General features: G+C 70.7%; 16 protein-coding genes and 1 pseudogene. 9 read left to right on the top strand and 8 right to left on the bottom strand.

What is annotated here, in order from left to right; genetic code table 11:
* The 3 genes from ABZ471_RS42585 to ABZ471_RS42575 all read right to left on the bottom strand — a co-directional run.
* The coding region (locus ABZ471_RS42585) for an FAD binding domain-containing protein (RefSeq protein WP_359074460.1) at positions 1-752 on the bottom strand (752 nt) is incomplete at its 3' end.
* On the bottom strand, positions 749-3235 hold the full coding sequence (locus ABZ471_RS42580; protein WP_359074459.1) for a xanthine dehydrogenase family protein molybdopterin-binding subunit: 2487 nt from the start codon (positions 3233-3235) through the stop codon (positions 749-751). The genes ABZ471_RS42585 and ABZ471_RS42580, both read right to left, overlap by 4 nt.
* Positions 3232-3714, bottom strand: coding sequence for a (2Fe-2S)-binding protein (locus ABZ471_RS42575; RefSeq protein WP_359074457.1), 483 nt, complete (start codon positions 3712-3714; stop codon positions 3232-3234). The genes ABZ471_RS42580 and ABZ471_RS42575 overlap by 4 nt, the downstream gene beginning before the upstream one ends.
* A 276-nt stretch (positions 3715-3990) precedes the next feature.
* Here ABZ471_RS42575 and ABZ471_RS42570 point away from each other — a divergent pair, with 276 nt between their 5' ends.
* Both ABZ471_RS42570 and ABZ471_RS42565 read left to right on the top strand, forming a co-directional pair.
* On the top strand, positions 3991-6342 hold the full coding sequence (locus tag ABZ471_RS42570) for a GTP-binding protein (RefSeq protein WP_359074456.1): 2352 nt from the start codon (positions 3991-3993) through the stop codon (positions 6340-6342).
* Between the two features lie 82 nt (positions 6343-6424).
* A complete protein-coding gene (locus ABZ471_RS42565) occupies positions 6425-8287 on the top strand; it encodes an endoglycosylceramidase (protein ID WP_359074454.1) in 1863 nt (620 codons plus the stop codon).
* A gap of 79 nt (positions 8288-8366) precedes the next feature.
* On the opposite strand, the gene ABZ471_RS42560 is transcribed toward ABZ471_RS42565, so the two are convergent.
* The gene (locus tag ABZ471_RS42560; RefSeq protein WP_359074452.1) at positions 8367-9620 is read right to left on the bottom strand and encodes a YncE family protein; all 1254 of its coding nucleotides are present in this window, start codon (positions 9618-9620) and stop codon (positions 8367-8369) included.
* A 139-nt stretch (positions 9621-9759) separates the two neighbouring features.
* Between ABZ471_RS42560 and ABZ471_RS42555 the strand changes: the two genes are divergently transcribed.
* Complete coding sequence (locus tag ABZ471_RS42555) at positions 9760-10422, top strand: TetR/AcrR family transcriptional regulator (protein ID WP_359074450.1); 663 nt, start codon at positions 9760-9762, stop codon at positions 10420-10422.
* A gap of 178 nt (positions 10423-10600) precedes the next feature.
* Positions 10601-11626: an alcohol dehydrogenase catalytic domain-containing protein gene (locus tag ABZ471_RS42550; protein WP_359074449.1), complete on the top strand. Its 1026-nt coding sequence runs from the start codon at positions 10601-10603 to the stop codon at positions 11624-11626.
* Positions 11627-11629: 3 nt separating this feature from the next.
* On the opposite strand, the gene ABZ471_RS42545 is transcribed toward ABZ471_RS42550, so the two are convergent.
* Positions 11630-12859, bottom strand: coding sequence for a glycosyltransferase (locus ABZ471_RS42545; protein WP_359074461.1), 1230 nt, complete (start codon positions 12857-12859; stop codon positions 11630-11632).
* 202 nt (positions 12860-13061) lie between these two features.
* Here ABZ471_RS42545 and ABZ471_RS42540 point away from each other — a divergent pair, with 202 nt between their 5' ends.
* On the top strand, positions 13062-15017 hold the full coding sequence (locus ABZ471_RS42540) for a ricin-type beta-trefoil lectin domain protein (RefSeq protein ID WP_359074448.1): 1956 nt from the start codon (positions 13062-13064) through the stop codon (positions 15015-15017).
* A gap of 195 nt (positions 15018-15212) precedes the next feature.
* A complete protein-coding gene (locus ABZ471_RS42535) occupies positions 15213-16244 on the top strand; it encodes a sulfotransferase (RefSeq protein ID WP_359074446.1) in 1032 nt (343 codons plus the stop codon).
* A gap of 34 nt (positions 16245-16278) precedes the next feature.
* On the opposite strand, the pseudogene ABZ471_RS42530 reads toward ABZ471_RS42535, so the two are convergent.
* Positions 16279-17000, bottom strand: a pseudogene (locus ABZ471_RS42530) (transposase); the annotation flags it as partial.
* A gap of 318 nt (positions 17001-17318) precedes the next feature.
* On the opposite strand from ABZ471_RS42530, the gene ABZ471_RS42525 reads away from it, so the two are divergent.
* From ABZ471_RS42525 to ABZ471_RS42515, 3 genes are all read left to right on the top strand, one after another.
* The gene (locus ABZ471_RS42525) at positions 17319-17816 is read left to right on the top strand and encodes a GNAT family N-acetyltransferase (protein ID WP_359074445.1); all 498 of its coding nucleotides are present in this window, start codon (positions 17319-17321) and stop codon (positions 17814-17816) included.
* Between the two features lie 79 nt (positions 17817-17895).
* Positions 17896-18390 carry a MarR family transcriptional regulator gene (locus ABZ471_RS42520; protein ID WP_359074443.1) on the top strand — a complete coding sequence of 165 codons (495 nt, stop codon included), beginning with the start codon at positions 17896-17898 and terminating at the stop codon, positions 18388-18390.
* Entirely contained in the window at positions 18387-18842 is a 456-nt protein-coding gene (locus tag ABZ471_RS42515; protein WP_359074442.1) for a MarR family transcriptional regulator, read from the top strand. Before ABZ471_RS42520 ends, ABZ471_RS42515 begins: the two co-directional genes overlap by 4 nt.
* A gap of 139 nt (positions 18843-18981) precedes the next feature.
* On the opposite strand, the gene ABZ471_RS42510 is transcribed toward ABZ471_RS42515, so the two are convergent.
* Together ABZ471_RS42510 and ABZ471_RS42505 are read right to left on the bottom strand one after the other, a co-directional pair.
* Positions 18982-19314 carry a hypothetical protein gene (locus tag ABZ471_RS42510; RefSeq protein ID WP_359074440.1) on the bottom strand — a complete coding sequence of 111 codons (333 nt, stop codon included), beginning with the start codon at positions 19312-19314 and terminating at the stop codon, positions 18982-18984.
* Positions 19311-20041: cbb3-type cytochrome c oxidase subunit I (locus tag ABZ471_RS42505; protein ID WP_359074438.1), on the bottom strand; the 731-nt coding region annotated here is incomplete at its 5' end. The genes ABZ471_RS42505 and ABZ471_RS42510, both read right to left, overlap by 4 nt.

Raw genomic sequence — 20041 nt, 5'->3', positions numbered from 1 at the left:
CCGACCGCGTCCACGATGTTCGCGAACCCGGCGAAGCCGATCTCCACGTAGTGGTCTAACGCCGCCTCGGCCGCGGTGGCCCGCAGCGGGGTCGCGCCCATGTTGGTGAGCCCGATGCGTGCCTCGGCGATGTGCCCGTCGTCGCGCCGTACCAGCGCGGCGACGCCGACGATGGCCCAGGCCTGGGCGACCGGGTGGAACTTCTCGTAGTGGAAGCTCCAGCCGTCCGTCTTCGGGATCCGCACCTCCACCAGCAGTTCGTCCGGCGTGAGCGCCGACTGCAGGTAGTCGACGAAGAACTCCCGCGCCGCGACCGTGCGCCGTCCGCGCGGGCCCGCCACGACCAGTTCGGCGTCGAGGGCCAGGACCACGGCGGGCAGGTCCCCGGCCGGGTCGGCGTGCGCGAGCGAGCCGCCGAGGGTGCCGCGATGCCGTACGGCCGGATCGGCCACCGTGGCCGTCGCCTCCGCCAGCAGACCGGCGTGCCGGCGCACCAGCGGGTCGTGGACCACGTCGTGGTGGGTGGTCATCGCGCCGATGACGAGTGTGTCGCCGTCCTCGCGGACCCCGCGCAGCTCCGGGATCCGGCCGACGTCCACGACCAGTTCCGGGAAAGCGAGCCGCAGCCGCAGCAGCGGCAGCAGACTCTGCCCGCCGGCCAGCACCTTCGCCTCGTCGCCCGCGTCCGCGAGCGCGCGCACGGCCTCGTCCACACTCGTCGGGCAGGTGTACTCGAACGCGGGAGGAATCATGCCGGACCCTCCTTCCCTGACTGGCCGTACTGACCGATGTCGCCGGACCGAGCGGCCTGGCCGGACTGGCCGGACTGCGCCGGCCCCGCCCCGGCGGCCTCGTCGACGGCACCGGCCTCGCCCGAGCGGGCTGCCCGAATGGCCTGCCACACCCGGTACGGCGAACACGGCATCCTGACGTCCCGCACCCCCAGCGGCCGCAGCGCGTCCACGACGGCGTTGACCACGGCGGGCGTCGACGCGATCGTCCCGGCCTCCCCGACTCCCTTGACGCCCATGGCGTTGGAGGCCGCCGGTGTCTGCGTCCGGTCGGTGACGAAGTCCGGCAGGTCCGCCGCCGACGGCACCAGGTAGTCGGCCATGGTGCCGGATACGAGGTTGCCGTCGTCGTCGTACACGGCCTCCTCGTACAGCGCCTGCGCGATGCCCTGCGCGAGGCCGCCGTGCACCTGGCCCTCGACGATCATCGGGTTGACGACCCGGCCGACGTCGTCGACGCAGACGTACGACCTGATCCGCGTCCGCCCGGTCTCCGTGTCCACCTCGACCGCGCACAGGTGGGTGCCGTGCGGATAGGAGAAGTTCTCCGGGTCGACCAGGGTCTCGGCGTTGATGGAGGGCTCGACGCCGTCGGGCAGGTCGTGGTTGGTGAACGTCTCGAAGGCGATCTCCTGGATGGTCTTGCGCGCCTCCGGGGAGCCCTTCACGGAGAACACGCCGTCCGTGAACTCCAGGTCCTGTTCGTTCGCCTCCAGCAGGTGTGCGGCGACCTTCCGCGCCTTGTCGACCACCTTCGTCGCCGCCCGGTGCACGGCCTCGCCGCCGACGGCCAGCGACCGCGAGCCGTAGGTGTCCATGCCCTGCGGGGCCGCCTTGGTGTCGCCGTGCACCACCTCCACGTCGTCGAACGGCACACCCAGGACATCGGCCGCGATCTGGCTCCAGCAGGTCTCGTGGCCCTGCCCGTGCGGGCTGGTACCGGTGACCACCTCGACCTTTCCGGTGGGCAGCATGCGGATGCTCGCCGCCTCCCAGCCGCCGGCCGCGTAGCGCAGGTCCCTGAGCACCCGGCTCGGCGCAAGGCCGCACATCTCGGTGTACGTCGACACGCCGATGCCGAGGCGCACAGGGTCGCCGCGCTCGCTGCGCTTCTGCTGCTCGGCGCGTAGGTCGTCGTACCCGAACAGGGCGAGCGCCCTCTCGGTCGCCGCCTCGTAGTTGCCGCTGTCGTAGGTCAGTCCGGCGATCGAGGTGTACGGGAACTCCTCGTGCCGGATCCAGTTCCGGCGCCGTACCTCCACCGGGTCCAGGCCGAGTTCGGCGGCCAGCTCGTCCATGATCCGCTCGATGGCGAACGTCGCCTCCGGACGTCCGGCGCCCCGGTAGGCGTCCGTCGGCGTCCGGGTCGTGAAGACGCCGGTGCAGTTGAACTCGTAGGCGTCCATCTTGTAGATCGCCGGGTACATGAAGGCGCCGAGGATGGGGATGCCCGGGGTGACGAGCATCAGGTAGGCACCCATGTCGGCGATGAGGTCCACCTTCAGGCCGAGCAGCCTGCCCTCACGGGTGGCGGCGATCTCGATGTCCTGGATCATGCCGCGGCCGTGGTGGGTGGCGAGGTAGCCCTCGGAGCGGGACTCGGTCCACTTCACCGGGCGTCCGAGTTTCCGGGCTACCGCGAGCGCGAGGGCCTCCTCGCCGTACACCTGGAGCTTGGAGCCGAAGCCGCCGCCCACGTCCGGGGCGATCACCCGCAGCTTCTGCTCGGGGATGCCGGTGACCACGGCGAGCATGATGCGCAGGATGTGCGGGATCTGGGTCGCCGAGTAGACCGTGTACTCGCCGGAGGCGGCGAGCGGGGTGACGACGACCGCGCGCGGTTCCATGGCGTTGGGGATCAGCCGCTGCTGGTGGTAGCGCCGTTTGAGGGTCACCTCGGCGCGCTGCCGGACGGTCTCGAAGTTCACGCCGGTGGCGAGCGGCCAGGTGTAGCAGCGGTTGGTGCCCTTGTCCGCGTGGACCAGCGGGGCGCCGTCCGCCAGCGCGGCCTCCAGGTCCAGGACCGGCGGCAGCGGGTCGTAGTCGACCTCGATCGCCTCCAGCGCGTCGGCGGCCGCGTACCGGTCGCGGGCCACCACCACCGCCACCGGGTCGCCCGCGTAACGGACCTCGTCGACGGCGATCGGCGGGTGGTCGGGGAGCACGATGTCCTCGGTCACCGGCCAGGCACAGGGCAGTGAGCCCAGCCCCTCGGCGAGGTCGGCGCCGCTGAACGCCGCGACGACACCGGGGCGTTCGAGGGCGGGGGAGACGTCGACGCGGGCGAGGCGTGCGTGGGCCATCGGGCTGCGCAGGATGGCCAGGTACAGCAGCCCGGCGACCTGGATGTTGTCGGTCCAGTTGGTCTGGCCCGTGATCAGCCGGGCGTCCTCCTTGCGCAGCCGGGAGCGGCCGACCTCGTGTTCGACGGCCTGATCGGTCATGCCGTGGCCTCCTCGGGGACCTGTTGCCCGGAGGCGGCGAGCACCGCGCGGACGATGTTCTGGTAGCCGGTGCACCGGCACAGATTGCCCTCCAGGGCCTGCCGGACCTCGTCGGAGGTGGGGTGCGGGTTCTCGCGCAGCAGATCGCGTGCCGCCATGATCATTCCGGGGGTGCAGTAGCCGCACTGCAGACCGTGCCGCTCGTGGAAGGCGTGCTGCAGCGGCGTCCACTCGCCGTTCTCGGCCAGCCCCTGGACGGTGGTCACCGTGCCCCCGTCCGCCTGCACGGCGAGCACCGAGCAGCTCTTGACGGTCGCCCCGTCCAGGTCGACCGTGCACGCGCCGCAGTTGGACGTGTCGCAGCCGATCGGGGTGCCGGTCAGGCCGAGGCGGTCGCGCAGGTAGTGGGCCAGCAGCAGGCGGGGTTCCACCTCGTCCTCGTAGGCCGTGCCGTCCACGTTCACCTTGATGTGGGTCATGTGCCCTCCAGACCGTGCGGGCAGGAGCGAGAGGGAAACGAGGCAAATGCGCGCAAATGAGTCAGACGGACGTGATGTAGGTCACTCTATGACCGCGCCCTGGAGGCGGCGAGCGCTGCGGCAGGGCTTTTGTTGAACATTAATCCATTGCTGTCGAGGGGGCGGCCCTGCTGCACTGCCTCTGACCCGACGTCACCCGGAGAGGATCAGCGATGCGAGCTGCGTGCATGTCCACCCAGGAAGGAATCCCACCCATGCCGAAGGACATCACGCTCAGTGCATCTGCTCAATCTTGGAATTCTCGCGCACGTAGACGCCGGTAAGACCAGCCTCACCGAACGGCTGCTGCACGCGGCCGGAGTGACCGACGAGATCGGCAGCGTCGACGCCGGCAGCACCCGGACGGACACCCTCGCGCTGGAGCGGCAGCGCGGCATCACCATCAAGTCGGCGGTCGTGTCGTTTCCGCTGGACTCGGTGACCGTCAACCTCATCGACACCCCCGGCCACCCCGACTTCATCGCCGAGGTGGAGCGGGTTCTCGGTGTGCTGGACGGCGCCGTCCTGGTCGTCTCGGCCGTCGAGGGCGTCCAGGCGCAGACCAGGGTGCTGATGCGGACCCTGCGCCGGCTGCGCATCCCCACCCTCGTCTTCGTCAACAAGATCGACCGGCGGGGCGCCCGCGAGGAGGCCGTGCTGCGCGAGCTGGCCCGCCGGCTGGCCGTACCGCTCATCCCCATGGGGACGACCGCCGCGCTCGGCACCCGGGACGCCCGCTTCGTCCCCGGCCTCGGCCCGTCCGCCCTGGACGCGCTCGCCGACCACGACGACGACCTGCTCCGCGCCTACGTGGCCGGAGGTGTCTCCGACGACCGCCTCCGTACCGCCCTCGCCGCCCAGACCCGGCGGGGCCTCGTCCACCCGGTCTACTTCGGTTCCGCCATCACCGGCGCCGGCGTGACCGAGCTGATCACCGGCATCGAACGCCTGCTCCCCACGGCCGACGGCGACCCGGACGGCCCCCTCTCCGGCACGGTGTTCAAGGTCGAACGGGGCCCGGCGGGGGAGAAGATCGCCTACGCACGAATCTTCTCCGGCACCCTGCGCGTACGTGACCGGATCCCGTTCGGGGACGGCCGCGCGGTGGGCGGGGGTGGCCGCGAGGAGGGCGGGGGTGGCCGCGAGGAGGGTTGGGACGGCGGTGCCGTGGGCGGGAGCGGTCGCGAGGTGGGGTGCGTCGGCCGCGCGGAGGGCGGGGGCGGTCGCAAGGAGTGGGGGCCCGGACGTGGCGAGGGCGGGGACGGTCGCAAGGAGTGCGGGCCTGGACGTGGCGAGGGCGGGGACGGCTGCAAGGAGTGCGGGCCCGGACGTGCGGTAGTCGGCCCCGGATGTGCTGAGGGCGGGCCTGGACGCGCAGGGGTCGTGTCCGGTCCCGAGCAGGGCGAGTCAGGTTCCCGGCAGGGCGGGAGCGGTCGTGAAGTGGGCCGGGACGGGCGCAAGGAAAGCAAGGTCGGCCGTGTGGAGGGGCGGGTCACCGGGATCGCTGTCTTCGACCGGGGCGGCGACCTCCGGCAGGACGGTGTCGGTGCCGGTCGGATCGCCAAGGTGTGGGGCCTCGGCGGCGTCCGGATCGGCGACGTGCTCGGCGTCGCGACCGGGCGGGTCCACGAGCACCACTTCGCGCCGCCGACCCTGGAGACCGTAGTCGTTCCGGGGCCCGGCACGGACCGGCGGTCCTTGCATCTCGCGCTCACCCAGCTGGCCGAACAGGATCCGCTCATCGGCGTCCGCCACGACGAGCTGCGGAAGGAGACCTCCGTCTCCCTCTACGGCGAGGTGCAGAAGGAGGTCGTCCAGGCCACCCTCGCCGACGAGTACGGTCTGGACGTCACCTTCCGGGAGACCACCACCCTGTGCATCGAGCGGCCGGTCGGCACCGGACAGGCCGTGGAGTTCAACAAGAAGGACCCCAACCCCTTCCTCGCGACCGTCGGCCTGCGGGTCGACCCCGCCCCGACCGGCTCGGGCGTGGAGTTCCGGCTGGAGGTGGAGCTGGGCTCCATGCCGTACGCCTTCTTCAAGGCCGTCGAGGACACCGTCCGCGAGACGCTCGGCCAGGGGCTGCACGGCTGGCAGCTCACCGACTGTACGGTCACCATGACCCACTCCGGCTACTCGCCCCGGCAGAGCCACGCCCACCAGGGCTTCGACAAGAGCATGTCGAGCACCGGCTACGACTTCCGAGGTGTGACCCCGCTCGTCCTGATCGAGGCGCTGCGCCGGGCGGGCACCCTGGTGTACGAGCCGATGCACCGCTTCCGCCTCGCAGCCCCGGCGGACACGCTGGGCGCTCTGCTGCCGGTGCTCGCCCGGCTGGGCGCCGTACCGGAGAGCACCGGGACGCACGGCCGGGCCGGTGTTATGGAGGGTGCTCTGCCCGCCGCCCGGGTCCATGAGCTGGAGCAGCGGCTGCCGGGGCTGACCCGGGGCGAGGGTGAACTGGAGACCGCTTTCGACCACTACGCACCGGTCACCCGGGGCCCGCTGCCCGAACGGCCGCGCACCGACCACAACCCGCTCAGCCGGAAGGAGTACCTGCTGAACGTGATGCGCCGGGTCGGCGACTGAGCCACATGTGCTGACTGAGAGTCAACTTACTTATGAGTCAGTAGTATTGACGCTGTCCCGACATCACCGGACTGTTGTGTGCATGTCCACCATCAGGGCGCGTCTGCTTCTTGTCCTGGTCGTCCTCTGCGGACTCCTGACGGTGGCGGGCACCCCGCCCGCCGCCGCCACCCCCGCCGCCCACTCCGACTCCCTCTGGTTCGACGGCACGCCGCTCACCGTCCAGAACGGCCGCTTCACCGACGGGCAGGGCCGAGAGATCGTGCTGCGCGGCTACAACGTCTCCGGCGAGGCCAAGCTGGAGGAGAACGGCGGCCTGCCCTTCGCCTCGGTCGCCGACGCCCGGAAGTCCGCGACCGCGCTGCGCGCCCTCGGTGGCGGCAACGCGGTCCGCTTCCTGCTCTCCTGGGCGTACGCCGAACCCGTGCGCGGCCAGGCGGACACCGCCTACCTGGCCGCGGCCACCGAGCAGATGCGCGCCTTCCTGGACGCGGGCATCCGGGTCTACCCCGACTTCCACCAGGATCTCTACTCCCGCCACCTCTTCAACACCGGCAGCTGGTACACGGGCGACGGCGCCCCCAAGTGGGCTGTGGACGCCGGGAGTTACCCCAAGGAGTCCTGCGGGATCTGCCTCTTCTGGGGTCAGAACATCACCCAGAACTCGGCCGTACAGAAGGCGCAGTACGACTTCTGGCACAATGCCCACGGCCTGCAGGACGCCTTCCTGGCCACGGCCCAGACGACCATGACGTATCTCCGTCAGCACCTCGGCGAGGGCGAGTTCGCGGGCGTCGTCGGCTTCGACCCCTACAACGAGCCGTACGCAGGCAGCTACGACTCCGGGCAGACCTCCCGCACCTGGGAGCGCGACCTGCTCTGGCCGTTCTACGTGAAGTTCCGCGCCCGGATGGACACGGCGGGCTGGCAGGACAAGCCCGCCCTCGTCGAGCCCAACCTCTTCTGGAACGCGAACATCTCCACCCAGAAGCAGGAGGGCGGCCTGCTGGACGCGGGCACCCTGGGCTCCCGCTATGTCTTCAACACCCACTTCTACGACCAGAAGGCCATCTCCGGGATCCTGATGTGGGGCAAGGCGGCCGACGGCCAGTACGCCTCCGACTTCGGTGCCGTCCGAGACCGCGCCTCGGCCGCCGCGACCGCCGCCGTGGTCAGCGAGTTCGGTCACCCGTTGTCCGGCACGGTGTCCGACAAGGCGCCCACCGTGCTCAAGGCGATGTACCAGGCGCTCGACTCCCGTGTCCCCGGCGCGAGTTGGTGGACGAACCCGGCCGCCTCCGGCCCGGTGCTGTCCGGCTCGCAGTGGCAGTGGGACCTCTACAACGGCCGCCACCACGAGCTGATGAACGGCAACCCGGACAAGGTCGTCACCTCCGGCGACGGCTGGAACGACGAGGACCTCTCCGCCGTGAGGCTCGACGACGCCGGGAACGTGACCCTCCGTCAGGACGCCCGGCTGCTCGACCGGATCTACCCGAGCGCCACCACCGGCACCGCCCTCGCCTTCACCTACGAGGACCGCTCCCGGGACGGCTCGACCACCCTGACCTGGAACCCGGTGCCGGGTTCACTGCCGAACGTGGCACGGCTGGTGGGCTCGGGCCAGTACGGGATGCTGGTGTGGCGCTCCGGCAGCGGCTCCGCACCCACCGAACTGCATCTGCCGGCCTCGTTCCCGGCCTCGGCGACGACCGTGGTCTCCGACCTGGGCACGGTCTACGCACCGACCGCCTACACCGGTTCGACCCCGCTCGGTGTGGCCCCCGAGCCGGGTGGCACCGGCAGCCGTCGGCTGCTCCTCACCGACACCGACTCCGGGGTTCTGCACTACGCGCTGGTGACCAACGGGGCCACGGCGCCTTCGGCGGACCTGCTGGGCGCGGCCAGGACCGAGCTGGCCGCCTGGGCGGCGGCACGCTTCTGACAGCGGCACGGCCTCCGGGGTGAGTGGGGGCACCCCGGAGGCCGTGGGTCACGTGAGCCGCGTGAGCTGCGTGGACCGCTCAACTGCCGGTCGGACCGGTCCAGCCGGTGTGGACGTGCCCCAGCCGGACGCGCTGCGGATGGTCGCCGACCGGGACCGACGTCACCTTCCGGCCCGTGGCGAAGTCGATCGCCGTGACCTGGTCGGCGCCGCTCTCGGAGACGATGCAGTCCTTGCCGTCGCCGCTGACCGTGGCCCAGTACGGCTTGGACGTGGTGACCAGCGGACCCTCCTGGAGGGTGGCGCGGTCGACCACCGTGGCGTAGTCGTCCATGGTGCCCGCGACACACAGCTTGGCACCGTCGGGGCTCATCGAAATGCCGTGGTGACGCGAGTCGTTGACCCAGGTGGTGCGGTCCTCACTGGTCGCCGGGTTCTTCGGCAGCGTCTTCACCCGGGTGATCTTGTCGGTGGCGACGTCGTACTCCAGGAACCCGTTGAAGAACGACACCTGGAAGTACAGCTTCGACTCGTCGGGGGAGAAGACCGCCGGACGCACCGCGTCGGAGAAGTCCTTCAACCCGATCGCGTCCAGCCGCTGGCGCATGTCGATGACCTTGACCTGCTTGTACGTCGTCGCGTCCACGACGGTGATGTGCCGGTCACCCTTCGTCCAGTCCCAGGCCGGGTCGTCCAGGGCGGTGTTGACGTCCCCGATGGCCATGTTCCAGATGTACTTGCCGTCCCTGGTGAAGATGTTCTCGTGCGGCTTGTCGCCGGTGGCGAACGATCCGAGCTGCTTACCGGTGGTGATGTCCAGCACGTGCACGGTGTTCGCGGTCGAGGCGGAGACCGCCACCCGGGTGCCGTCCGGGGAGACCGCCATGTGGTCGGCGCGGTAACCGGACACCGGGAAACGCCAGTTGACCCTACCGGTGGCCAGGTCGATCGAGACGACGTCCGCGAAGCTCGGGCGGGAGACCACGACCGACGTACCGTCCGGCGTGGAGTACATGTCGTCGGCGAACTGGTCGTGGCCCTCGCCGACGCTGTTGCGGATCGCCATGAAGTAGATCCACTTGATGGGGTCCGCGTTGATCTCCGCCATCCGCTGGTCCTTGTCCGGGATGACGTTGACCCGGCCGACCTTCGCGAAGTCGCCGGAGGACTTGATGACGTCGGCGGTGCCGTCCCAGTTGTTGCCCACGAACAGCACCTCGCGCAGATCCGGGGCATCGGATGCGGCGGCGGAGGCGGCGGTCGCAGGGCCTGCGACGGTCAGGACGAGGGCGGCGGCCACGGAGCAAAGGTGCCTGGTTCTGGAGGCAGGCATGACTGCTCTCTTTCCTCGGTGAAATCTGAACACGGGTGCATTCACAGTGAACTTACTGAAAAGTAAGGAGGGGGTGGCCTTCTCGACAAGATGTGTGCACGACAAGATTGGGCGACCGGTGGGTGACGGAGGGGGAAGCGTGACGGGCAGGCTCAGGGCGCCGACGGGCCGGTACGGCGGCAGGTCGGCCGAAGAACGGCAGGCGGAACGGCGCCGCCGGTTCCTGGACGCGGCGCTGCAGTTGTTCGGCGCCGGACCGGGCTACCGCGCGACCACGGTCGCCGCACTGAGCCAGTCCGCGGGCCTGTCCACGCGCCAGTTCTACGAGGAGTTCCGCACCCTCGAGGACCTCCTCGCCGCATTGCACCTGGAGGTCAACGGCTGGGCGGAAGCGGCGGTGCTGGACGCGCTCGCGGCGGCCGAGGGGCTGCCGCTCGCCGAGCGGGTCGCCGTACTGTTCCGTGCCTACGCCCGCGACGTGACCTCCGACCCGCGCCGCATCCGCATCGCCTTCGTGGAGATCATCGGCGTCAGCCCCCGCCTGGAGGAGCAGCGGCTCGCGCGCCGCGCCCGCTGGATCGACCTGATCCGCTCCGAGGCCGATGCGGCGGTGGCCCGCGGGGAGGCGGCACCGCGCGACTACCGGCTCGCGGCCACGGCCTTCATCGGAAGCGTCAACGGCATGCTGCACGACTGGAGCGCCGGCTGGGTGGACGCGAGCCTGGACGAGGTCGTCGACGAGCTCGTGCGGCAACTGCTCGGCATCCTGCGACCGGAGGGCTGGCGTTCCGAAGCCGGATGACCGTCCGGATACGGGCCGGGATGCCCCAGGTCACCGGCTGCGTGACCGCGGGGCCCGTACCGTTCGACGCGCGGGATCGGCCGGAAGCTGGTCTGCTGGAGCGAGGGGCATCCGCACCCGTGCGTACGCGCGCCCGTGCGCACCGGCACCCGTTCGCACCCGTTCTCCGGAGAAACGCATGAGTACCTATCGAGTCGCGCAGGTGACCGCCCCGAACGGTACGTTCGAGCTGGCGGAGCGGGAGGTGTCACGGCCCGGCCGCGGCCAGGTGCGGATCGCCGTGGAGGCTTGCGGGATCTGCCACAGTGACGCGCTCTTCGTGAGCGGCGGGCTACCGGGCGTGTCGTTCCCGGAGGTGCCCGGGCACGAGATCGCCGGGCACATCGAGGAACTGGGCGAGGGAGTGCAGGACCGCGGCTGGCGGGTCGGTGACCGGGTGGCCGTCGGCTGGTTCGGCGGCAGTTGCGGCCACTGCAGGCCCTGCCGGGAGGGCGACTTCATCGTGTGCCCGAACCTGACGGTCCCGGGGTGGGCCTACGACGGAGGCTTCGGCGAGAAGGTGATCGCGCCTGCCGACGCCCTGGCCCGGATCCCCGAAGGCCTGGCGGCGGCCGACGCGGGGCCGCTGGCCTGTGCGGGCGTGACCGTCTTCAACGGGCTGCGGCGCAGCTCGGCGCGCCCGGGGGACCTGGTCGCGGTGCTCGGCCTCGGCGGTCTCGGGCACCTCGGGGTGCAGTACGCGGTGGCGATGGGCTTCGAGACCGTGGGGATCGCCCGCGGCTCGGAGAAGGCCGACTTCGCCAAGCAGCTCGGTGCCCACCACTACGTCGACAGCACCTCCGGCACCCCGGTCGCCGAGGCGCTGCAGTCGCTCGGCGGCGCCAAGGTCGTCCTGGCCACCGCCGGGAACTCCGGGGCCATCACGGCCACCGTGGACGGCCTGACCCACCGCGGCGAGCTGGTGGTCATCGGGGCCGACACCGAGCCGATGGGCATCAACCCGGCCCAGCTGCTCTTGAGCGCCCGCGTCGTCCGCGGCCACCCGTCCGGCACCTCCCAGGACGTGGAGGACACCATGGCGTTCAGCGCCCTGCACAGCATCCGCCCGATGACCGAGCACGTTCCGCTGGAGCGTGCGGACGGGGCCTACCAGAAGATGCTCGCCGGCCAGGCCCGCTTCCGGATGGTGCTCACCTACGACTGAGCGTCAGCCGCCCAGCGCGTCCACCGCGTTCAGCACCGGCGTCACTCCGTCCTCCGCCCGGATCCGGGCGCCGAGCGCCCGGGCCCGAGCGCCGTACGACGGATCGCGCGTGGCCCGGAGCAGAGCCGCGGACAGCGTGCCGACGGTCACACGGCGCAGCGGTACGGCGGCCGGGGCGACACCCAGCGACACCAGCCGGGCGGACCAGAACCCCTCGTCGAACTGGATCGGCACCGGCACCGCCGGCACCCCGGCGCGCAGTCCCGCCGCGGTCGTGCCCGCGCCGGCGTGGTGGACCACGGCGGCCATCCGCGGGAACAGCGCCGAGTGCGGCATCTCGCCGACGCTCAGCATGTCGTCGCCGTCCGCCGTGAGCCCGCCCCAGCCGCGCTGGATCACCCCGCGCAGCCCGGCCCGCCGCAGCGCCGCCACGACCAGGGCGCTCAGCCGGCCCGGGTCCGGGACGGTGGCGCTGCCCAGCCCGACGAACACCGGCGGCGGACCCGCGTCGAGGAAGTCCCGTAGTTCCTGCGGGAGCCGCGGCTCGGCGTCGTACGGCCACCAGTAGCCGCACACACCCAGGCCCGGCCGCCAGTCCCGGGGCCGGGGCACCACCAGCGGGCTGAAGCCGTGGTGCACCGGCCACAGCCGCCGCTCCCGGGCGCGTCGTGCGGGGCCGGTGCGGACCGGGGGCAGCCCGAGGCGGGCGCGGGCGCCGGGCACGGTGGCGGCGAAGACCCGCTCCACGGCGAGGTTCACACCGTGCCCGGAGAGCCGGTTGCCGGGTGCTCCCCACGAGCCGCCGCCGAGCACCGGAGGGGCGAACTCCCGGGTCGGGGCGAGGGGTTGGAGGTAGACGCCCATGCTCGGCAGTCGCAGTCCCTCGGCGACGGCATGCCCGAGCGGTGCCAGCGAGGCCGACAGCAGCAGTACGTCGCTCTCCCGTGCCGCCGCCACCAGGTCGTCGGTCATCCGCCCGACCAGTCGCCGGGCCAGCTCGACCACCCGTACCAGCTTTCCGGTGCCGCTGGTGCTGCGGTGCAGCCCCCGGCCCCGTGGTGACTCCAGCTCCGCGCGCGGATCGAGCGGCAGCGCGTGGAACCGCACCCCGGAGCCCGTCACCAGCGGCTCGAAGCAGCCGTGCGTGACCAGGGTGACCTCGTGCCCGGCCCGGCCGAGCCGGTACCCGAGACCGGTGTAGGGGGCCACGTCGCCCCGGGATCCCGCCGTCATGATCGCAACCCGCACGACGGCCAGTATGGCGGGACCGCGGCCCGCGCAGCTCCAACGACCCACGCCGGCCGACGATTTCACGCCTGCCGCAGCCGTTGACTTCACCCCCGGGCGGCTCTACGGTCGGCCCGCAACCGTTCGGACACCCGATCCATGTTCGAAATGTCGATCAGAAAAATCTGTCTCGCACGCGGAGGAGCCGATGTACCCCCCACCCGGATTTGTCGGACGCTGCGCAGCCGCCGCGGTACGCGTCCTCGTCCTCGCCCTGACCGCGGCCGCCGCGCTGCTGTTCGCCCAGCCCGGCCCCGCCCAGGCGGCGACGACCCGTCAGATCTCCGTCCCCGCCGCTCCGATGGGCTGGGCCTCCTGGAACAGCTTCGCCGCGAAGATCGACTACAACGTCATCAAGCAACAGGTCGACGCGTTCGTCGCGGCCGGACTCCCGGACGCCGGATACCGATACATCAACATCGACGAGGGCTGGTGGCAGGGCACCCGGGACAGCGCCGGCAACATCACCGTCGACACCGGTGAATGGCCCGGCGGCATGAGCGCCGTCGCCGACTACATCCACAGCAAGGGTCTGAAGGCCGGCATCTACACCGACGCCGGCAAGGACGGCTGCGGCTACTACTACCCGACCGGTCGCCCGGCCGCACCGAACACCGGCAGCGAGGGTCACTACGACCAGGACATGCTCCAGTTCTCGAAGTGGGGCTTCGACTTCGTGAAGGTCGACTGGTGCGGCGGCGACGCCGAAGGGCTGGACGCGACGACCACCTACAAGGCGATCAGTTCCGCCGTCACCAAGGCCACGGCCGCCACCGGCCGCCCGTTGACCCTCTCGATCTGCAACTGGGGCAAGCAGAACCCCTGGAACTGGGCGCCGGGCCTCGCCCCCATGTGGCGCACCAGCACGGACATCGTCTACTACGGCAACGCGCCCTCGCAGACCAGCATGCTGTCCAACTTCGACCAGGCCCTGCACCCGGCCGCCCAGCACACCGGCTACTACAACGACCCGGACATGCTGATGGTCGGCATGCCCGGCTTCACCGCGGCGCAGAACCGCACCCACATGTCCCTGTGGGCGATCTCCGGCGCGCCGCTCCTGGCCGGCAACGACCTCACCGCCATGTCCGCCGAGACGGCCGCCGTCCTCAGGAACCCGGACGTCGTCGCCGTCGACCAGGACCCGCGCGGCCTCCAGGGCGTCAAGGTCGCCGAGGACACCACGGGTCTCCAGGTGTACGGCAAGGTCCTCTCGGGCACCGGAAACCGGGCCGTCGTCCTCCTCAACCGCACCTCCTCCGCGCAGAACATCACCGTCCGCTGGTCCGACCTCGGCCTCACCGGCGCCTCGGCGGGCGTCCGCGACCTGTGGGCGCGGCAGAACGTCGGCTCGTACGCCACGGGTTACACCACCAGCGTCCCGGCGGGCGGCTCGGTGATGCTCAAGGTGACCGGCACCGAGGCGGCGAGCAGTGACTACAGCCCGACGTCCACCGGGAAGTACACCGGCCTGAGCGCGGCGAGCACCGGCCTGGACGTGGTCGACATCGCCTACACCAACACGGCGTCCACCGCCGTCACCGGCACGCTCCAGGTCAACGGGCAGACCCCCACCACAGTCTCCTTCCCGCCCAACGGATCCGCCCAGGGCACGATCTCGGTCCAGGCCGACCTCACCAAGGGCACTGCCAACTCCCTGACCCTGACCGGCGCTCCGGCCCTGGGCACCCTCACGGTGAGACCTCTCCCCGGCACCAACGGCGCCCTGCTGGTCGGAGGGCAGTCCGGCCGCTGCGCCGACGTCGACAACAACACGATCACCAACGGCACCCAGGCCGGGCTCTGGGACTGCAACGGCGGAGCCAACCAGGCCTGGACGTACACCTCCCGCAAGGAACTGGTGGTCTACGGCGACAAGTGCCTCGACGCCTACAACCTCGGCACCACCAACGGCACCAAGGTCGTGATCTGGGACTGCAACGGCCAGAACAACCAGAAGTGGAGCGTCAACTCCGACGGCACGATCACCAACGTCAACGCGGGCCTGTGCCTGGACGCGTCCAACGCGGGCACGGGCAACGGCACCCCGCTCGTGCTGTGGTCCTGCAACGGCGGCGCCAACCAGAAGTGGTCCCGGACCTGACACCTGCGACCAGGGCGTGTTCCGGAACCGAGCCGCCTGCCACGCCTCGCGCCGTGATGATCTCGGCGCGGGGCGTGGGGTGCCGTGCCCGCGCCCCGTACGACCCGGTGCGTCTTCGGCGACGTTGCGGTCATGGGATAGTGCTGCGGTAGCTGGGGCTTGGTCCTGAGTGTCGCGAGGCCGCGGAGGCTGACTGTGCGTTCCTTGACCTTCGTCATCGGTACGGGGCGTAGCGGCTCGACCGCACTGTCACGCATCTTCAACGCCCACCCCGAGGTACTGAGCCTCAACGAGTTCATGGCCTCCGTGGGCGACGCCGCCTTCCCCGAAGGGAAGATGGCCGGTGAAGAGTTCTGGCAGGCGCTCTTCCGGCCCGCCCCGCACTTCGAGCGGATGATCCGCAGTGGGCTGCCGCTGCCGGAATTCCTCTACACACGTCGCCCCGGGCGGTATGCGGCGGAGACCACCGGTGTTCCCGCGCTCTCCCTGATGGTGTTGCCCCACCTCACCGACGACCCGGACGGACTCCTCGACGAACTCCACGCGGCGCTGGTCCGGTGGCCCGAACGCACCGCCGCCGAGCACCACCGAGCGCTGTTCGGCCTGCTCTGCGCGCGGTTCGGACGGACCGCCGTCGTGGAGCGCTCCGGATACTCGACAGGCTGGGCGCCAGGGCTACGGGCCGCGTTCCCCGATGCGCGGTTCGTGCACATGTTCCGGGACGGACCGGACTGCGCCCTGTCCATGAGCCGTCATCCCGGATACCGCACGATCTCCCTGCTCCGCGAGATCAAGGATCGAGCCGGCATCGACAGTCTCGCCGACCTGACCGACGCGCACGTACGCACGCTGCCTGCAGACCTGTCGCCGCTGCTCGGCGAGCGCTTCGATCCCGCCCTCGTACGCGACCGGGACCTCCCGCTGCGGACGTTCGGCACCCTGTGGTCCGAACTCGTCACCGAAGGAACGGAGTTCCTCGGCCGGCTGCCCGCCGACAAGCGCACCACACTTGCCTACGAGGACCTCCTCGACCACCCCGCCGAAGAGCTGACCCGGCTGGCCGAGTTCATCGGCGTCGCCCCCCTCCCGCAGTGGCTGCTCACCGCATCCGCACTGCTCGACCACAGCCGACGCGGCTCCGCCCGCAGACTGCCGGCCGCTGAACTCGACGAACTGAGGGAGAGCTGCGCCCCGGGCACCCACGTTCTGGGACGACCGAGCCATTGACTGCTCTCCTCCCTGAAGGGAGGAGATTCGTGGCTCAGGCTGCCTGCTGAGGCGGCGCCTCAGCGGGTCTTGCGCCCTCGACACCAGCCGGGTTCAGACCTGCCCGGATGAGCCTCACGCGGGCGGAGGTCTTGTCCCTGGGGATACGGCTGCGCACGCGGTGCAGGTATACGTTCGCGTCGAAAGAGGCAGTGCGTGCTTGGTTCTCGCTCCGCACGTTGCGCAGTCCGTCGTGGTGTGCACGGGATGGATCAGATGCACGGTCCGCCGGTGCTTGCGGGCCATCTCGACCAGCGCCCGCTTCGCAGCGCCGATCGCAGCGTCTGCCGCCTTGTGGGCCATCGTCGTACGGGCGAGGAACTTCGGCCTGAAGTCCTCCACCGCGAGCACGTCGTGATCACGGACCACGCCCTTGGCCCACTTGCGGGCGGTGTCCTGCCGCTGCCGGGCCACCTTGGCATGCAGCTTCGCCGTCTGCGCTTTCGCCGCCCGGTACCCGTTCGAGGCGGCCTGTCCCCGCGCCAGCCGGCGCCGGGCCATCATCCGCTGATAGCGGGCGAGCTTTGGCGCGGCCGCCTTGCCGTGCTGCGGGTGGGGAAGGTCGTGGTCGTCGGATGTGGTGGTGGCCGTCTCCTTCACACACCAGTCCACACCGATCACACGCCCCGTCGGAGCAAGGGGCTCGATGGGCGCGGGGACGACGAACGAGGCGTACCACGCCCCCGTGGCGTCCTGGTACACGCGCACGCTGGACGGGTACCGGGCATACCCGGCCTCCTCCGTGATCGCTCCCGTCGTCATGCACCCGAACCTCCCCTGGGGGACTGGCAGTTGGGCTGCCTCACGCCGTCGCGGAGCAGACGCCGAATCGCCCTGGCGGCGATTCGGCTGCCTCTGCCCTGCTCCGCAGGGGGCCGATTCATCCCCCGTACGAAGGCCGGGGCATCCTCGGAGGTGCCCGCTGACAGTCTTTCGCTGGATGCGAGCCGATCTTGTCGAAACCCGGTGGTCGTCCGCCGTCGTGCCCGCGCCGCCCGGACCGGCCTACGCCGACTGGTTGTAGCCTCGGCCTTTATGAGTTGGCTGCCTGACGACTTCGTCCACCCCGTCCATGTGCCCGTGCCCGACACCGCACTTCACCTACGGCCGATCCGGGAGGCGGACACCGCGATCGACTACCCCGCCGTGATGGGCTCCCGAGAGCGCTTGTGGGAGATCTTCGGGCCGGCCTGGGCTTGGCCCAAGGAGACGATGACCTATGAAGAGGACCGCATCGACTTGCTGCGGCACGAGAAGGAGATAGCCGCGCACCAGTCGTTCAACTACGCGCTGCTGGACGAGGAGGAGACGGCGATCCTCGGCTGCGTCTACATCGACCCGCCCGAACGCACCGGCTCCGACGGAGAGATCTCCTGGTGGGTGGTGGACGACCTCGTCGGCGGCGAGGCGGAACGCGCGCTCGACGCGCTGGTGCCGCAGTGGATCGCCGCCGACTGGCCCTTCCGGCAGCCCCGCTATCTGGGCCGTGACATCAGCTGGCAGGACTGGCTCGCGCTGCCGCGCGCCTTGTGACCCGGACGGGGCGGTGCCCGAACCGTCCCGTCCGGCAAAATAGTAGCCATGTACATAGTAGCCATGTACTCTATTCTGTATGAGTAAAGGTTCACCGGGCCCTACGCCCGGTTTCCTCGTGTGGCGGCTCGCCAACAAGTGGCGCGTCGCGGTGGATCGCGCAGTGGCTCCGCTGGGTCTCACCCACGCGCAGTACTCACTGGTCGCGTCGCTGCACGGCATGCAGCGCGCCGGCGAGCGGCCCAGTCAGCGCCGACTCGCCGACCACGCCGGCCTGGAGGCGCTGTACGTCTCGAAACTGGCGCGTGCCCTGGAGTCGGCCGGCCTGATCGAGCGCACCCGCGATCCCGGTGACCCGCGTGCCGTTCAACTCGCCCTCACCGAGCAGGGCCAGGCCGTCACGCGGCAGGCCATCGCGGTGGTCCAGGAACTGCATCAGCAGTTGCTGGAGCCGCTCGGCGGCCTCGACGCCCCGCGAACGCGCGCGTTCACCGACGAGCTGACGACCCTGCTCAACGCACCTCTCGCTCCATCCGCACCGAACGACGAGAGAACTCAGGGGACGACACCATGACCACCACTGCATCCACCACCGCACCCGTCGCCGACGCCCGCGCCCTCGGTCTGGCCCACTACGCCGCCCGTGGCGTCCTGGAGCACGTCCTGGCCCGGCACGGCATCACGTTCCAGCAGCAGATCGCCCTGCGCGCCGCTGTCGGCGCCGACGTCCCGCAGGCGCCGGACGATCTCGTGACGCAGGTCCAGAGCTCCCTCAAGGCAGATCCGGCCGACATCCGCGCCACCCTCGACGAACTGCTGGCCAAGCAGCTGCTCGTCGCGGACGGCGCGCACCTTCGCCCCACGGATGCAGGGCGCGAGCTGATCGCCGCCGTCGGCGCGGCAACCGCCCCCGTCACCGCCCGCATCTGGGGCGGGATACCCGCCGAGGACCTGGCCGCCGCCGGCCGCATCCTCGCTCTGGTCACCGAGCGTGCCAACGCGGAGCTTGCGGCGCTGACGGCGTGACCGCCCGACCGGGCCGATCAGCGGACTTTCCACGTCGGTGCGGGTACCGGCCCCGTACTCATGAGCCCGGCACCCGGTGGAGTCGACGGACCGCCTGCCACGGGCCGTATTCGGTGGGCAGATCCCGCCCGAACACGGCCTAGGCAGCGACCAGCACCAGCAGGCTCGTCGCCGTCAGCAGGGCGCAGCCCAGCACGGACCAGGCCACCAACCGCTGCCGCAGCGCCCGGTACCTGGCCTCGTACGAGTGCCGCAGTTCCTCGGCGCGTTCGGCGGTGCGCCGCCACGACGTGCGGGCCAGCGCCAGGTACTCCGTCTCGAAGTGCCGCTCCAGGTCGTCCCGTTGGGTGTCGGTGAGCCAGCCGAGCCGGGAGACGGCACGGGCTGCCGCCGTACGGCCCTCCTCCCGTGCGGCGGCGAGCAGCAGATGACCCTCGATCTCCTGGACCAGCGCCCGCTCCTCCCCGGTCATCGCGCGGTCAACTCCCTTTCCCTGGAAACCACCCGAGGATGATGCAGGTCGAACGCCGGCGACTCACTGCGGATCTGGGGGAGCGAGCGGAAGTTGTGCCGCGGCGGCGGGCAGGAGGTCGCCCACTCCAGCGAACGGCCGTAGCCCCAGGGGTCGTCGGCCTCGACCTGCTCGCCGTACTTGGCGGTCTTCCACACGTTGTAGAAGAACGGGAGCATGGAGGAGCCGAGCAGGAACGAGAAGATCGTCGAGACCGTGTTGAGCGTGGTGAGCCCCTCGACCGCCAGATAGTCGGGAATCCGGCGCTGCATGCCGTTGACCCCCAGCCAGTGCTGGACCAGGAAGGTGCCGTGGAAGCCGACGAACAGCGACCAGAAGGTGATCTTGCCGAGACGCTCGTCCAGCATCTTGCCGGTCCACTTCGGCCACCAGAAGTGGAAGCCCGCGAACATCGCGAACACCACCGTGCCGAAGATGACGTAGTGGAAGTGGGCCACCACGAAATACGTGTCGGAGGTCGGGAAGTCCAGCGGCGGCGAGGCCAGCATCACCCCGGTCAGCCCGCCGAAGACGAACGTCACCAGGAAGCCCATCACCCACAGCATCGGCGTCTCGAAGGAGAGACTGCCGCGCCACATGGTGCCGATCCAGTTGAAGAACTTCACACCGGTCGGTACGGCGATCAGGAACGTCATGAAGGAGAAGAACGGCAGCAGCACACCGCCGG

Origin of the sequence: Streptomyces sp. NPDC005728 (assembly GCF_040630895.1) — a bacterium.
GTDB lineage: Bacteria > Actinomycetota > Actinomycetes > Streptomycetales > Streptomycetaceae > Streptomyces.
This window is presented reverse-complemented; position numbering and strand designations above follow the sequence as displayed.

Excerpts from the sequence above, each read along its gene's own strand:
- ABZ471_RS42525 (WP_359074445.1), top strand. The coding sequence starts at position 17,319 with ATGAGTTGGCTGCCTGACGACTTCGTCCACCCCGTCCATGTGCCCGTG.
- ABZ471_RS42550 (WP_359074449.1), top strand. The coding sequence starts at position 10,601 with ATGAGTACCTATCGAGTCGCGCAGGTGACCGCCCCGAACGGTACGTTC.
- ABZ471_RS42540 (WP_359074448.1), top strand. The coding sequence starts at position 13,062 with ATGTACCCCCCACCCGGATTTGTCGGACGCTGCGCAGCCGCCGCGGTA.
- ABZ471_RS42565 (WP_359074454.1), top strand. The coding sequence starts at position 6,425 with ATGTCCACCATCAGGGCGCGTCTGCTTCTTGTCCTGGTCGTCCTCTGC.
- ABZ471_RS42545 (WP_359074461.1), bottom strand. The coding sequence starts at position 12,859 with ATGACGGCGGGATCCCGGGGCGACGTGGCCCCCTACACCGGTCTCGGG.
- ABZ471_RS42515 (WP_359074442.1), top strand. The coding sequence starts at position 18,387 with ATGACCACCACTGCATCCACCACCGCACCCGTCGCCGACGCCCGCGCC.
- ABZ471_RS42575 (WP_359074457.1), bottom strand. The coding sequence starts at position 3,714 with ATGACCCACATCAAGGTGAACGTGGACGGCACGGCCTACGAGGACGAG.
- ABZ471_RS42580 (WP_359074459.1), bottom strand. The coding sequence starts at position 3,235 with ATGACCGATCAGGCCGTCGAACACGAGGTCGGCCGCTCCCGGCTGCGC.
- ABZ471_RS42520 (WP_359074443.1), top strand. The coding sequence starts at position 17,896 with ATGAGTAAAGGTTCACCGGGCCCTACGCCCGGTTTCCTCGTGTGGCGG.
- ABZ471_RS42510 (WP_359074440.1), bottom strand. The coding sequence starts at position 19,314 with ATGACCGGGGAGGAGCGGGCGCTGGTCCAGGAGATCGAGGGTCATCTG.
- ABZ471_RS42560 (WP_359074452.1), bottom strand. The coding sequence starts at position 9,620 with ATGCCTGCCTCCAGAACCAGGCACCTTTGCTCCGTGGCCGCCGCCCTC.